Raw genomic sequence first — 14692 nt, forward strand, 5'->3', positions numbered from 1 at the left:
GCGCCGTACTCGATGTCATTCTTCGCTGTCGCCCGGCTCGGTCACCGGGGGCGGTGGCGGGGGCGGAACCTCGCACTCGGTCTCCCCATATTCTGGGTCCTGGTACCCGCCGACCGTCGCCTTGATACGCAGTGCCGTCGAGTTCTCGGGCACGGCCATCTCGGGCGTCCAGGCCTGCCATGCCCCCAACCAGATGCCTCCAGGCGTGCGGAACTGCACACGGTAGCTCGGCGCGCCGAAGCCCGCCACGTTGGCCGGCGGGTTGGGCGTGAAGGCTTCGCCCGCGATACAGCTGAGCACGCTCGCTCGCGTGGCAACGGGCGTCAACTGCTGGGGGGCGGATGCCGCGCCACACAGGTCTGCGCTGTCATCCCTGCAGGCCCTCACTTGCACCGTGACGGGCTGCCCGTAGACGGTGGACAGGGCGGGCGAGGTCACGAAGTCGCCGCGGGCGACGGGGCGCCAGGCGCCGTTGCCGCCGATCATGACCTCGTAGCGGGCGGCAGGACGAAGTGCCGAGAGGCTGCGTACGCGCACGTCGTGGTATCCGCCCGTCGAGTGCTCGATCACGAGGTCGACGGAGGCCTGTCCCGGCTCTCGCTTGCTCTCGACGGCACCCGAGACACTCACGGTGCAGAAGAGCCCGTTGTCGGAGTAGACGGCATAGGTGTACTGGACGCCGTCGATCGCACTCGTGTCGACCCATCCGCTCGCGACATCCGCCGCGATGCGTCCCGGGTAGGAGCCGGGCGTGCATGCCGCGGGCGGCGCACTGCCGCCGCTGAAGCGCGCGACGTGATAGGTGCCGGCGCGAGCCCCGTTCCAGCCGGCGCCCGTCCAGGTCACGGCGATGTGTCCCTCCGTGCCGGTGAGCCGTGCCGCGACGGGCACGGCGGGCGGTGCCCCGACGGCCGTCACGGCGACGGGCGAGGAGTGGTTCCACTCCTCCGTCGTCGCCTGCGCGCCGTTCCGGGCGAAGACGACGACCTGATACGCCTGTCCCGCCTGCACGAGCCTGCCGACCGTCGTCGTGAGGCTCGTGGATGTCGTCGCGATGTCGGTCTGGCCGACACCCGGCCCAGAGATGCGCACCGTGTAGCCGGAGACGGGAGTGCCGGGCGAGGGGTCTGGCACGCGAGACCAGGAGATCGTGAGTTCACCTTCCGCACCGCCGCTCGCGCGCGCCGTGACATCCGTCGGCGCCGCCGGCAGGTAGTCGACCCGCAGTGGCACGCTCGCGGGACTCGCCTCGGAGGCACCGAGGGAGTTCGTTGCGATGACACGGAACTCATAGGAGACCCCGACCTGCAGGTCGCTCAGGGTGCACAGCTGCTCAAGGCCACAGTTCTTGCGGTAGCCGCCATTGCTGTCGCTCACGACCTCGAATGAGGTGATGGGAGAGTTGTTGAAGGCGGGCGGCGTGATGCGCAGGGTCAGCGCACCGTTGGTGTGACCGCCCGCGCGGCTCGGCGCGGCCGGCGTGTCGGGCACGTCCTGGACCGAGATTGTGACCGTGCCCCACATGTACCGGCTGGGGTCGCCCGTGGCATCCGCGACCTGGTACTGCAGCTGGGTGTCTGTCGGGGCCGCGGACCCCGACACCGACACGGTGAGGCGGCTGCGGTCTGCGCTCGGCACGACCGAGACTCCCTCGGGGAGCGTTCCGCCGTCGAGGCCCCGGATCGCGACGACCGAGAGGGGCTGGCCCGGGAAGGGGTTCGCCGCAGCATCGTTCGCGAGCACGTCGATCGTCGTCGTCTCACCGCGGGGTGTCACAGCCCTGTCCGGCGCCGGCCGCGCGAGTGGCCGGGTCGAGGCCACGACGCGCAGGGTGATTGTGCCCGCCTGTCCCTCGCTCAACTCATCACGCACGCCGAGCGTGATCGCCGTCTGGCTACCCTTCACCGCGGCAGGATCCGCCCGCAGTGTGAGCGTGCTGCCCGTCAGCGTGTAGCTGAAGTCGCGCGGGAGCGGCTCCAGCACGCGGTAGGCGAGCTCGTCGATGTCGTCGGGGTGCGGATAGTTCGTGAGCCGCAGGAGGTCGAGCGATTTCTCCTCGGACGGTTCGAACTCGATCGTGCCGCCCGCGAACACGGGTGGCTGGTTCTCGCGCGGGGTCACCCGGATGGGCAGCACGAGCGTCGCAGTGCGCGCCCCCGCGGCATTCGCGCTCGCGCCGTCGGTGACCTCGAAGGCGATCGAGGCGGGACCGAAGTACTTGTCGGCGGAGGTGAAGACGAGGGTGTCGTCGTCGATGACAAGGGAATCGCCATTCGCGTTGGTGGCCCGCACGGTCGTGCGGTCGGTGAGGCGCACGCTGTTGCCGCCGACCGCGATGACATGATCGTTGATGTCGATCACCAGGCGGGACTCGCTCGCGACCGTGAGGGGCTTCGCTCGGCGGTCGAGCTGCGGGAGGGCATCGTCGAGGCCCGGCACGCGGATGAAGGCGTAGGAGATGACCTCCGGGTCGTCGGGATGCACGACCGAGAAGGGGATGATCTGCCGTCGCTCCGCAATCGTGACCGTCACGTCGCCGTCATCGGTCACGACCGCGTTCTCGCTGAAGCGCTCGAGCAGTCGCACCGTCAGGGTGTTGGCCGGACCGTCGGCGAAGAACACGTTCTGAAGCACGTCGACCGTGACGGTCTCGCGCTCGAGGATGTCGGAGAGCGTCAGCACGGTGTCGTTCGCGACGGGGTAGGCGTGCGGCGCCTCCGCGTCGACCACGACCGTGATGAAGGCCGAGCTCGTGCCGCCGAAGCCGTTCTCGACCTCGTAGACCAGGCCGTACTGTCCCGGCTCCTCCGGCACATCGATCACGACGATCTCGCCATCGATCTCCGCGCTGATCTCGGGCGTGTTCGGCAGCACGGAGGTGATCGTCAGGGTGCCGCCATCCGGGTCGATGTCATTCGCGAGCACCTGCACCGAGACCGAATCACCCGGCCGCGTGACGACCTCGTCGGCCGTGGCGATCGGGTTGCGCGCCTCCTGGAGCGGTGGGCTGATGCCCACCCGCACCTTGCCGATTGCCCGTGCGCCGAGGCTGTCCATGACCGTGTAGGTGAAGGTGTCGGTGCCGGCCGAGTAGCCGCCGGCCTCGTACTCGATCGTGTCGGTGCCGACATCCGTCACCGCGCCTTTCTCCGGGGCGGATTCGAGGCCCAGGAGCTGCACTGAGTCGCCATCCGGGTCGATGCCCGTGAGGGGCACGCGGATGCTCACGGTGCCGCCGGCCGTGACCCTCGCCGTGAGCGTGCTCGGCGTCGGTGCGCCATTCGTCGCCTCGACGACCTCGCGCACCGCGATGCGCACCTGCGCCTGCGAGGTCTGCCCGTCGGGCCCCATCACGGCGTAGACGGCCGTGAAGTCGCCCGTCTGCTCCGGCGCGAGGTAGCGCAGCCGGTCACCGGATGCGAAAAGGAGGCCAGACCCGGAGGCCCGCTCGACGAGTTCCTGGCTGAGCGTGAGCGGTTCGCCATCCGGGTGGAGGTCGTTCGCGAGCACGGGGATGTCGATCGTGTCCCCCACCCGCACGGTGACGCTGTCATCCGTCGCGACAGGCGCCTGCAGCTGCGCCGGGGGGATCTCGATGACCGTGATGGTGCCGGCCGCCTCCGCGAGGCCGTTCGTGATGAGGTAGTCGACCGTGACGGGGCCCGCGTCGAGCGGTGCCTCGAGGCTGATCCGCACGGAACGCTGCTCAAGCACTTGAGCGCGCACGCCGGGCGCCTGCTCGGTCGAGACCGAGGTGACCATCAGCACTCCCCCGGCGGGGTCGATGTCGATTGAGGCGACATCAATCGTCTGCTCGCTGAGCGTCTTGACGAAGACCGTCTTCGGCACGGTGATTGGGGTCGAGTTGGCGTCGGGTGGCGCTTCGACATCGATGCGCACGAGCCCCGTGACCGTCTGGCTCCCGTCTGTGACGACATACTCGACGTAGAAGGTGCGCACCTGGTCACTCGTGAAACGGAAGGTGCCGTTCTCGAGATTGGGCGTGATGGTGGCTCCCGTACGCGATGGAACCGCGCTCAGGCGCACCGTGCCCGTCCCACCGCGAACATGCTCGAGCGGGCTGACCCGCACCTCGCCGCCCGCGTAGCTGCGCACAGCGAAGGGGTCCGCGATGATCGGGACCTCGCCCGCCGGGTTGACGGTGACCGAGAGCGACCCTGCGCCGCGGGCCATGCCATCCGTCACTGACACGGCGACCGTGCGAAGCGTCGCCGCCGCGCCGCCCTCCTGGAACACGACGGCGCCCTCCGGCTTGTAGCTGACGCCGTCGGGGTCAGCGGTCGAGGCTCCCGCAAGGTAGATGACGTCGCCGTCGGGGTCAACCCAGTCACCAAGGACGTTGGCCGTCACCCGTCCGCCCTGCGCGACACTGCTGCGAGACTGTCGCACCTGCTGGGGCGCCCCGTTCTCGCCCGGGCCACGGATCTCGACCGTCACGGTCGCCGAGGCCGAACCACCCCTGCCATCGGTGATCGTGTAGGGGAAGGACAGCGAGCCCTGTGCGGCAGGGCTCAGGGTCAGCTGCACCTGCTGCCCGTCGCGCACGAGGTCGAGCTGGCCCACAGACTCGTCGATGGCACCGATCTCGGACACGACCAAGACGTCACCATTGGCGTCGTAGTCGTTCAGGAGCACGGGCAGCACGGTCGAACGACCGGGCCTCGCCCCGAAGACATCATCCGTCGCGACGGGCGGAACCTGGGTCTTCTCGAACTCGGGCGGAGAATCGAGGTCGTTCTGCTCGACCTGCTCCTGGTTCTCCTCGACCTCGATCAACTCGCTCCAGTTGTCGATCAACTCGCCGCCCGCCTGCACCGCCCAGGTGCGCCCGGAGCGCGGTTCGTTGAGCACGACACGGTCGCCATTCACTGCGAACTCGAGTCGCCCTGCCCCGGCGTTCGCCCCCGCGAGCTGCAGCTCGACGGCCGCCGAGCCCCTGCAGTCGCGCCAGGCGAGCCCGTCCGCCCACGCGGCGAAAGAGCAGCCGCCGACGACGATCGGTGCCGCGGAGGTCGCAGAGCGATCCGCGACAAGGGACTCGACGGCGCCGTCGAACCCAATTCGGAGGAGACCCTCACTCGTGGCGAGGAGGATGTTGCCGGACTCGGGGCCGGGCTGCTGCAGGCGCATGCTGTCGCCCGCCTCGACCGAGTCGGAGAGGTCCACGACCGTGCCGTCCAACCACAGGGAGCGAGACTCGTAGTCGACGATTGCGACCCGCTCGCCGAGGGCCGTGATGGCGACATCCTCGCCCTCGGCGTCGAAGTCGATGGCCCGCGTTTCAGCGCCCGAGGTGAGGGCGATTGCGTCGGTTGCGAGATCGACCCGGTAGAGCTGCCCCGTGTCAGCGGAATACGCGTGCAGGAACCCGCTGGGCGTCACCGTGATGGCCGCGTTCGCACCCAGGCTGAGGAGTGGTTCGGTCGCCGCATCGAAGGAGCCCAGCTCTGCCGAGGTCGTGATCCACACCTCGCCCGTGTCCTCCGCATAGACGACCGCGGCGTCTCCCGCGAGGAAGACCTGCGGGCCCTCGGTCGGGAGGGCGACGCTGTCGACGACCTCCGACATTGCTGGGTCAACGATGTCGAGGCGGGTGTTCGCCCTGTCGACGAGCAGCACGGTGCTCCCCTGCTGCACAACGTCGATCTCATTGCCGGAACTCTCGACAACGGTGTTGAGCAGCTGGATCTCGGTGTTGGCGCGACCGATGACCTGCTCCTGGCCGTTCGCGACCCACACCGAACCGTCGCTGAGGTCGAGCCGCTGGGCCGTGTATCCCTGCGAGACGAAGGCGACCCCGACGAGAATCGCCGCGATCACGACAATGCTCGCCACCGTGATCGCCGACGACGCGTTGCGTGAGAGCCAGGCCCTGATCATGGCCGTATCGTCGCGCACTTCTGGTTGCTCGGCGCGCCCGCAGCACCGGAGCGATTCACGGTGACCGTGATGCACACCTGCTCGCCGGGCTCACCGGCCACGACGAAGGCGGGGTTCGTCTGCATGCTGCTTGCGCCCTCGGATGTCGCGATCTGGTACGAATCGCCAGACCTGAGACCCGGATCCGGCCAGGTGAACAGCACGTCACCCGATCGTTCCCGAGCCTCGATGTCGGTGACGACGGGCGTCGCCGAATTGGCTCGCACGAGGATGTAGACGGCCGTGCCCGCAAGGGCCAAGACGAGGACTGCCGTGACGACGAGCGTCCACGTGAGCGCCTTCGCGCCCTTCGTCGGCGGCTGGGCGAGCGAGCCACTCCGGCTCGGCTGCGCGTGTTCTATCGGCGCGCTGTCGGATCCTGAAGCAGCCGATCCCCTGCGCCGGCGACGGGAACGTCCCGGCGAGGTGCCCGCATCGGCGCCGAGGGCCCGCACCCGCGTGCGGTCCTCGAAGTCGGAGACGGTGCCGAGTGCCCAGTCATCCATCGCCACTTCGATGGGCGTCTGGGGAAGGCCGAGCTCCGACTCGATCGTCTGCAGCTGGTGCACGAGCTCGAGCACGGTGCGGGGACGGTGCTCAGGGTTGCGGGACATCGCACGCTCGAGCGCGAGCTCAAGCGCGCGCGGCACGTCGGGGCGGCTGATCGGTTGGGGCCGTGCGCGACCGATGCGGGCGATGAGGTCGGCGCTCGTGTTCGACTTTCCCGGAATCTCGAAGGGCGAGCGCCCCGCGAGGAGCGAGTACACGGTTGCGGCGTATGACCACACCTCGGCCGCGACCGAACCGGAGTTCTCGCCGAGCAGCACCTCGGGCGCCGACCACGGGATCGACATCCCGACCGCCTCCTCGGCGTCGGCCCCCGCGAGGGTCGCGGCGATGCCGAAGTCCGAGAGCACGGGATGCCCGTATGCCGTGAGCAGGATGTTGGAGGGCTTGATATCACGGTGCAGCACGCCGGCGCGGTGTGCCGTCTCGATCGCGCTGCCGATCTTGACGGCGATGCGCAACACCTCAGCGACGGGAATCGACTCGCGGCGGTAGCGCTCGCTGAGCGCCGAGGAGCACATCTCCATCACGAGGTAGGGGCGGCCGTCTGAGGACACGCTCGCTTGGTACACCGTAAGGATCGACGGATGCGAACTCAACTGGGCCATGAGATTCGCCTCGGCCTGGAACATCTGCCGCACGTGGTCGTTGACGACCTCACTCAACAGCACCTTGACCGCGACCTGGCGGCGGGGCATGTTCTGCTCGTAGAGGAAGACATCCGCGAATCCGCCGGAGCCGAGGATGTGCACATGGCTGAAGCCGGGCAGCACGGGCGGCTGTGACGGCAGTCGTCTCGCCATTCAGCCACCCCCTCGGCGGATCTCGTGGAGTTGCGGGATCAGATCGCACGGATGCGGCCGGTCTCCCTGCGGCGCCCGGCGAGCTTTCATTCTAGGCGAGCGACTTGCGGGGTTGAGTTGGAGGAATCCCCGATGACGGCCGCATTCAGGCCCCCATTCGGGGGTCATTCCTCCTGCGTGGGGAGTTCGGCCGTGCGGGGAATCGTGTCTTCGTCGTCACCTTCCGACTGCTCTTCCTGCGCCGCCGAGCCGCCTGCCGCGTCGTGGGGCGCTGCAATGACATCGATCACGACCGCGGTCACGTTGTCACGCCCACCGGCATCGAGCGCTCGCACCACGAGCTCCTGCACGACCTCGGAGCAGCTCGTGCCCGCAGCGAGGATCTCGCCGATGATGCGGGCGTCGACCTCCTTCGTGAGGCCGTCGGAGCAGAGCAGGAGGCGCATCCCCTGGCGCACGGGAATGTGCCAGAAGTCGGGGACGGGATCGGCGTTGAAGCCGACCGCCCGCGTGATGATGTTGCTGTCGGGGTGCGACTCGGCGTCGCCCGCGGCGATCATGCCGGCGTCGACCATCTCCTGCACGACCGAGTGATCGACCGTGACCTGCGCGAGGCGGCCATCCTGGAGCGCGTAGACCCGGGAGTCCCCGACGTTGAAGACGAGCCAGGCGACCTCGTCCTCCTCCATCGTCAGCATGGCCCCCGTCACGGTCGTGCCAACGCCGAGACTCGCCTCATCGCTGACCTCGCCGATGTCCCGCGTCGCGAGGCGCAGGGCCGCACCGATCTCGGCGGGCGCACCGAACGGACCCTCGGTGGCCTCGGAGAGGCGGCGCACGACGGCGGCGCTCGCAAGGTCACCGGCGGAATGGCCCCCCATGCCGTCCGCGACCGCGAAGAGCGGCGGCGAGGCCACGTAGCTGTCCTCGTTGTGCTTGCGACGGTGCCCCGTGTGCGTGGCGACGCCCCAGGCGAGCTCGATCTCGCCGCCCGAGGGGATGGCGACGCGATGGTTCGCCGTGTTCTCGCCGATCTCGGTCACTGCGGGGCTCCTTGGATCATGGATCTCTCTCCGGTCGTGCGCTGAAGGGGAAGGATCTCGAGCACATTGCCGTCGCCGATGTCGACAACCGTGCCTGGCGTGACGACGAGAGACTCCCCCGGGCGAAGCGCCCGTGGCGTGGCCCCCGGCATGGTCACAGTAGTGCCGTTTGTCGAACGCAGGTCGGTGAGGATGACGGATGCCCCCTCCTGCCGCACCTCGAGGTGCGTGCTCGACACCTCCTGCTTGGGCGACGGCACGCGCACAAGCCGGGGTCGCACTCGCTGCGGCACGCGCGGGAGGCTGGGCCTCCTGCCGATGTGCGCTGGACGGTCGAGCTCGATGGGCTCGTGCGAGTTGACCGTGAAGCGGTAGGTCGACGCGGCGGCCGGGCTCGGAGCCGGCGCCGCACTCGCCTGCAGCGCATCCGTGCCCTGCGGGAAGGACTGATTCGGCGCATCCGGATTCGCTGCAGCGACACCGAGCGCCGGCGCATCGACCGCGGGTGGCCGGAGTCGGGTGACGAGTCGCGTGTCAGCGTCGTCGGGTTCCGCGTCGAGCGCGTCCGTGCGCAGCGGCCTGATGACCGTGTCCTCGACATCGCGCTCCACGCCCCCAAGCCTATTCGCTCCCGCGTGGCGAGCGTGTTCATGTCGCGGTGCGACACCCCCATTCGCGGGCGGCTGTACGGGATGCGACTGGTATCCTCTTCGAGGCAAGAGCAGGGAGATTTGGGTGGAGTTCCTCGACGACGACCCTGCCGTGGCGCAGAAGCGTCCTCGTCACCGTCGCCGCAACACGCTCGGCACCCTTCTCGGCCTGCTCATCGTGGGAGCGCTGACCGCTGGCGGCATCTGGGTCGCCAACAACCCGCAGCCGATCATCGACCGCGTCACGGTGTGGCAGTACGAACCAGACCCCGTCATCGCGGCGCACGCGGAGCGCCTCCAGCTGACCGAGCACGGGCGCTTCCTCTACTTTGCGAGCACTCCGGTCGTCAGCAGCGGCGAGACGTTCAGCGAGCAGTGCCCCATCGACCACAACGAGCAGGAGTTCGGCGTGCTCGGATGTTACGTGCACGCCGAGAAGACGATCTTCCTGTTCGACGTGACCGACGAACGGCTCGACGGCGCCGAGGAGGTCGTCGCGGCGCACGAGATGCTCCACGCCGCCTGGGACCGCACGGGCGAGGCTGAGAAGGAACGACTCGGCACACTCCTCGAGGAGGAGTTCGCGCGGCTCATCGACGACCCCGACTTCTCGGCGCGGATGGAGTTCTACTCCCGACACTCCCCCGGCCAGCGCGCCAATGAGCTGCACTCGATCATCGGCACGGAGGTTGCGGAGATCTCGGCCGAGCTCGAAGAGTACTACTCCCGATACTTCGCCGACCGTGCGATCGTCACCGGCCTGCACTCCTCATCCCACGCGGTCTTCGTCGACCTCCAGGCCCAGGCCGACGCGATCGTTTCGGAGCTCGAGCAATTGAAGGCGTCCGTCGAGAGCGACTACGAGCGATACACGACGGGCTACGACCAGCTCAACGGCGACATCAAAGTGTTCAACCAGCGTGCCCAGGACGGCTTCTACACCGAGCAGGGTTTCGCCTCCGCGCGCTCGCGACTTCTCACCCGCGGGGCCGAACTCGACGCGCTCTACGCCTCAATCCTCAAGCGCGTCGAACGCCACGACGCGCTCGCGGCGCAGCTCAAGACGGTCAATGAGACCTCGGCGCAACTGCAGCGCGGCCTCAACATCGGCGGCGAGGTGCGCGCCGAGGTCGATCCCGGCTGATGGTGTCGCGAGGCCTCAGTCGGAGACCATGAGGCGCGAGACGGCGCTCGTGCGGGCGAGTTCGGCCTCGATGCCCGCGACGGCATCCGCGAGGGGGCACTCCACGAGTGACCTGAACGACTCGGCGTCGCGCGTGCTCACGTGGGAGGAGACGTTGACGGCTGCGAGGGTGCGGCCCCGGGCATCCGTTATCGGCATTGCCATCGACCGCAGGCCGTGCTCGAGCTCCTGGTCAGTGAGTGACCATCCCCGCTCGCGCACGCGGTCGAGCTCCCCCAGCAGGTCAGGAATCGTCGCGATCGTGCGACTCGTGCGGCGCTCGAGCGGCACGGCCTCATAGCGGCGCACGACCTCCTCCCTCGGCAGCGCCGCGAGGAGCACTCGCCCCATCGAGGTCGCGTAGGCGGGAAAGCGAGTGCCGATCGTGATGCCGATGCTCATGATCCGGCGCGTGGGCACGCGGGCCACGTAGACGATGTCGGTGCCGTCGAGCACGGAGATCGAGGTGGTCTCCTCAACGCGGGCGGCGAGCTGTTCGAGATGCGGCATCGCGAGGTCCTGCAGTTGCAGGCCCGAGAGGTAGCTGTAGCCGAGGTCGAGCACGCGCACGGTCAGCGCGAAGACCTTGCCGTCGGTGCGCATGTAGCCCAAGTCGCAGAGGGTGTGCAGAAATCGGCGCGCCGTCGCCCGCGTGAGCCCTGTGCGGCGCGCGACCTCGCTCAGGCTCATCTCGGAGTGCTCCGCGTCGAAGGCCCGGATGACCGCGAGACCGCGTGCAAGCGACTGGACTCCGGATGCCCCGGCGGGCAGTGTCGGCGGCACGGCGCGGCCCGCGGGGTCACCCGTCGCCGACGCCGTGCTGCTCGTGGACACTGCCCGCCCGTTCTCTCGCTAGGGGGTGCGCGTGGCGGTGGAACCGGTCGCGGCCTCCGCCTTCGCCCGCTGGATCTGCTCGTAGACGTGCCCGCGCAGTTCCGTGAAGCGCGGCAGCGACCGCGTCGACAGCTGGTCGCGCTCCTCGGGCAGGTCGATGCGCAGGTCCTCCTGCACCACGGTCGGCGAGCTGGAGAGCACGACGACGCGCTCGCCCAGGTACACGGACTCGTCGATGTCGTGCGTCACGAAGAGCACCGTGATGCCGAGCTGCTTCCACACGCGCCGCACGAGGTCTTCGAGGTCGGCGCGGGTCTGGGCGTCGACGGCCGCGAAGGGCTCGTCCATCAACAGCACCTTGGGCTGGTAGGCGACGGCGCGGGCGATCGCGACGCGCTGCTGCATGCCGCCCGAGAGCTGCCAGGGGTAGCTCTTCGGCACGTGGTCGAGCCCGACGGCCTGCAGCGCCTCGTCGACGAGGCGGTCACGCTCCGCCTTGGCGACGCCCTGGTTCTTGAGCGGCAGTTCGACGTTGTCGCGGATGTTCATCCAGGGGAACAGGCTGCGCCCGTACTCCTGGAACACGACCGCGAGCCCCTTGGGCGGCCCCGTGACGATCTTCCCGTCGAGGGCGACCATGCCGGAGGTCGGGGCGAGAAGGCCCGCGATGCACTTGAGCAGCGTGGTCTTGCCCGAACCGGAGGGCCCGACGAGGCACACGAACTCCCCCTCGCGGATGTCGAAGTGCAGGTCGCGCACGGCCTCGATGTCGCCGGCATCCGTTTGGTAGACCTTCTTGATGTGCTGCACCGAGAGCGCGACACCCTCGGGAATCGTGATCGACTCGGTGCGGCTCGTCTTGATGGTTCTCGTGCTGGCGGTGCTGGGTGTGCTGCTTGTGTCGTTCGTCATCGGTCAACCTCTCTCAGGCCGTGGTACCAGCGAAGCACGCGCTTCTCGGTGAACTGGAAAATCAGGGAAAGCGCGACGCCGAGGAGGCCAAGCAGGATGATGCCTGTCCACATCTCAGGCACCGCGAAGGTGCGCTGGAACTGCACGATCGTGTGACCGAGGCCAGACGACGCGCTGCCGAGCATCTCGGAGATGACCATGAGGATGAGGCCGATCGAGATCGATTGGCGCACCCCCGTCATGATCTGGGGGCTCGCGGCACGCAGCACCAGGTGACGCAGGCGTGCCCCACCCTTGATGCCGTAGACCGCGCAGGTGTCATTGAGCACTGAGTCCACGGCCCTGACGCCCTCGATCGTGTTGAGCAGCACGGGCCAGATGCAGCCGAAGACGATCACGGCGATGCGCATCTGGTCGTTGATGCCCATGACGAGCGCGAAGACGGGGATGATGACGGGCGGCGGGATCGCACGGAGGAACTCGAGTGCTGGTTCCATGAGCATCCGGAGCACCCGCACCGAGCCGATCAGGATGCCCAGCACGACGCCCGCGATGATCGACACCACGATGCCGATGAGGATGCGGCCGATGCTCGGCAGCACGTCGCGCGTCATACGCTCGCCGAACCACACGTCGCCGAAGATCTCGAACAGCTGCAGCGGCTTCGGCACGAAGAAGTTCGTATTGCCGATCGTGAGCGCCCACCAGAGGATGAGCAGTACGACCGGGAGGCCCACGAAGAAGCCGAATCGCTTGAGGAGACTCATACCGCCACGTCCTTCCGCACGGAGGCGTGCCAGCGCAGCACACGCTTCTCGATGAAGCGCATGACCATGTTGATGATCACGCCGATGATGCCCGTCGCAAGCACGAGCGAGTACATCGCCACCACGCTGCCGCCCGAGCGGTTGAGTTCGATCTGCTTGCCGATGCCGGGCGTTCCGATCACGAGTTCCGCCGTGATCGCCAGCACGAGCGCGACCGCCGCGGCGAGTCGAAGCCCCGTGATGAGGTAGGGCAGGGTCGTCGGCCAGACGACGTGCCTGACGCGCGCCCACCAGCCCAGTCCGTAGCTCCGCGCGGTGTCCATCGCGACGCTGTCGACATCCGCAGTGCCGTAGAGCACCTGGATGAGGATCTGCCAGAACGAGGCGTAGACGATGAGCAGCAGGGCCGACTCGATGCTCACGCCGAAGAGGAGCACGGCGAGCGGGATGAGCGCGACCGACGGGATCGGGCGCAGGAACTCGATCGTCGTGTGGGTCGCCTTGCGCAGGAAGTTGCTGCCACCGATGAGGAATCCGATCGCGGTCGCCGCGACCGCCGAGATCGCGAGACCGATGGCCCAGCTCGTCATGGTCTGACCGACGCTCGTCCAGAAGCTCGCCGAGACGAGATCGGTGCCGAGCCGTACGAGCACGTCGCTTGCCGGCGGGAAGAAGCGCGGGTTCACGAGGCCGGTGCGTGACGCGATCTCCCATACGGCCAGGAAGAGGATGATTCCCACGACGCCCAGCACTGGGGCCGCAAGGGAGTGCTGCGTCCAAGGCACCCGTCTCACGGGGCCGCGGGGTGGAGATGCTGCGACTGTCACGTCATTTCTCTCTCATCGTTGAGGGTGCGACCGTGGCCGCGGTTCGGGTGGGTAAGCATGGCAACCGGTGCCGCTGCGGCCAAGCCGCAGCGACATCGGCGCCGGGTGGGATCAGTCGAGTGCGAAGAAGGTGTCGAGCTCGGGTGCGGTCGAGAGACCGCTGAACTCGACGGCAGCATCCGCGAGCCTCTGTGCCGCATCGAGGTCGACGTCGGCGCGGAAGCGCGGGAGGGCGATCTGCTCGATGAGCTCGGGCGAGATCTCGGTGTAGGTGCCGAGGATGCGACGCACCTCGTCGGGGTTGTCGCCCGCGTACTCGAGCGAGCGCTTCATGGCCGTGCGGAACGCTTCGACGATCTCGGGCTTCTCTTGGATCGTCTGGGCTGTCGTGAAGTAGCCCGCGACATCCAGTTCGGGGTCGAAGCCGTTGAAGTTGTAGAAGAGCACCCGTGCGCCGGCGTCGACCGCCTGCGTGAGGAAGGGCTCGACGATCCAGGCAGCGTCGACCTGCCCGTTCTCGAGCGCCGCCGGCGCGTCGGGGAAGCCGACCTCGATGAACTCGATGGTCGAGGCGTCTCCGCCGTCGTCGGCCACGATCTGGCTCACGGTGCTGTCACCAATGTTGGCGAGCGTGTTGACCGAGACGGAGCGTCCCGCGAGGTCAGCGGCCGTCTGGATGTCGGAGTCGGCACGCACGACGACCCCGCCGAAGTCCTTCTCGAGGTCTTCGCTCGCGGTGACGCCGTTCGCGACGACGCTGAGGCTCATGGGCGTGTCGGTGCCGAACTGCTCGTTGGCGAACATGAGCGACACATAGTTGCTGAATCCGAAGTCATAGTCGCCGCTGACGACGCCGGGCACGATTGCCGCGCCACCACCGGCCGTGTCGATCGTGACGTCGAGGCCCTCCTCCTCGAAGAAGCCCTGGTCGACGCCGAGCCAGATGGCTGCGGTATCGGCGATGGGAATGACGGCCGCGCTGACCGGGGTCAGTTCGCCGTCTTCGCCAGGGGTGTCCCCGCCGTTGGACCCCGAGCATCCCGCAAGCGCGAGTACGCCAACCATTGCCGCTGCTGTAACAATCTGCCTCTTCATGCCACCACTTCCTTGTGTGCGTATTGGCCCCTGTTGTTCGCGTGGCGAACAAATGTTCTCCACGCACACAA

General features: G+C 68.2%; 10 protein-coding genes. 1 reads left to right on the forward strand and 9 read right to left on the reverse strand.

The window, feature by feature from the left end; genetic code table 11:
• Positions 1 to 15 precede the first annotated feature (15 nt).
• The 4 genes from ACIQK7_RS00615 to ACIQK7_RS00630 all read right to left on the reverse strand — a co-directional run bounded on the left by ACIQK7_RS00615 (position 16) and on the right by ACIQK7_RS00630 (position 8964).
• Positions 16 to 5901 (reverse strand): Ig-like domain-containing protein, encoded by a 5886-nt coding sequence (locus ACIQK7_RS00615; protein WP_403020171.1) that lies wholly within the window; start codon positions 5899 to 5901, stop codon positions 16 to 18.
• Entirely contained in the window at positions 5898 to 7310 is a 1413-nt protein-coding gene (locus ACIQK7_RS00620) for a serine/threonine-protein kinase (RefSeq protein ID WP_403020173.1), read from the reverse strand. The genes ACIQK7_RS00615 and ACIQK7_RS00620 overlap by 4 nt, the downstream gene beginning before the upstream one ends.
• A 164-nt stretch (positions 7311 to 7474) precedes the next feature.
• Positions 7475 to 8353, reverse strand: a complete 879-nt coding sequence (locus ACIQK7_RS00625) for a PP2C family protein-serine/threonine phosphatase (protein ID WP_403020176.1) — start codon at positions 8351 to 8353, stop codon at positions 7475 to 7477.
• Entirely contained in the window at positions 8350 to 8964 is a 615-nt protein-coding gene (locus tag ACIQK7_RS00630) for an FHA domain-containing protein (protein ID WP_403020177.1), read from the reverse strand. Before ACIQK7_RS00630 ends, ACIQK7_RS00625 begins: the two co-directional genes overlap by 4 nt.
• A gap of 124 nt (positions 8965 to 9088) precedes the next feature.
• On the opposite strand from ACIQK7_RS00630, the gene ACIQK7_RS00635 reads away from it, so the two are divergent.
• Entirely contained in the window at positions 9089 to 10147 is a 1059-nt protein-coding gene (locus ACIQK7_RS00635; protein WP_403020179.1) for a hypothetical protein, read from the forward strand.
• Between the two features lie 15 nt (positions 10148 to 10162).
• Here the strand turns inward: ACIQK7_RS00635 and ACIQK7_RS00640 are convergent, their stop codons facing one another.
• The 5 genes from ACIQK7_RS00640 to ACIQK7_RS00660 form a co-directional block, all read right to left on the reverse strand.
• Positions 10163 to 10969 (reverse strand): IclR family transcriptional regulator C-terminal domain-containing protein, encoded by an 807-nt coding sequence (locus ACIQK7_RS00640; protein WP_403023897.1) that lies wholly within the window; start codon positions 10967 to 10969, stop codon positions 10163 to 10165.
• A 69-nt stretch (positions 10970 to 11038) separates the two neighbouring features.
• Entirely contained in the window at positions 11039 to 11932 is an 894-nt protein-coding gene (locus ACIQK7_RS00645; protein ID WP_403020181.1) for an ABC transporter ATP-binding protein, read from the reverse strand.
• Positions 11929 to 12699, reverse strand: coding sequence for an ABC transporter permease (locus ACIQK7_RS00650; RefSeq protein ID WP_403020184.1), 771 nt, complete (start codon positions 12697 to 12699; stop codon positions 11929 to 11931). The genes ACIQK7_RS00645 and ACIQK7_RS00650 overlap by 4 nt, the downstream gene beginning before the upstream one ends.
• Positions 12696 to 13484 (reverse strand): ABC transporter permease, encoded by a 789-nt coding sequence (locus ACIQK7_RS00655; protein ID WP_403020186.1) that lies wholly within the window; start codon positions 13482 to 13484, stop codon positions 12696 to 12698. The genes ACIQK7_RS00650 and ACIQK7_RS00655 overlap by 4 nt, the downstream gene beginning before the upstream one ends.
• A 153-nt stretch (positions 13485 to 13637) precedes the next feature.
• Entirely contained in the window at positions 13638 to 14591 is a 954-nt protein-coding gene (locus tag ACIQK7_RS00660) for an ABC transporter substrate-binding protein (protein WP_403020189.1), read from the reverse strand.
• Positions 14592 to 14692 lie beyond the last annotated feature (101 nt).

Source organism: Salinibacterium sp. GXW1014, assembly GCF_044769865.1.
GTDB lineage: Bacteria > Actinomycetota > Actinomycetes > Actinomycetales > Microbacteriaceae > Homoserinimonas.

Coding starts and splice junctions, on each gene's coding strand:
- ACIQK7_RS00645 (WP_403020181.1), bottom strand. CDS start 11,932: ATGACGAACGACACAAGCAGCACACCCAGCACCGCCAGCACGAGAACC.
- ACIQK7_RS00615 (WP_403020171.1), bottom strand. CDS start 5,901: ATGATCAGGGCCTGGCTCTCACGCAACGCGTCGTCGGCGATCACGGTG.
- ACIQK7_RS00650 (WP_403020184.1), bottom strand. CDS start 12,699: ATGAGTCTCCTCAAGCGATTCGGCTTCTTCGTGGGCCTCCCGGTCGTA.
- ACIQK7_RS00660 (WP_403020189.1), bottom strand. CDS start 14,591: ATGGTTGGCGTACTCGCGCTTGCGGGATGCTCGGGGTCCAACGGCGGG.
- ACIQK7_RS00620 (WP_403020173.1), bottom strand. CDS start 7,310: ATGGCGAGACGACTGCCGTCACAGCCGCCCGTGCTGCCCGGCTTCAGC.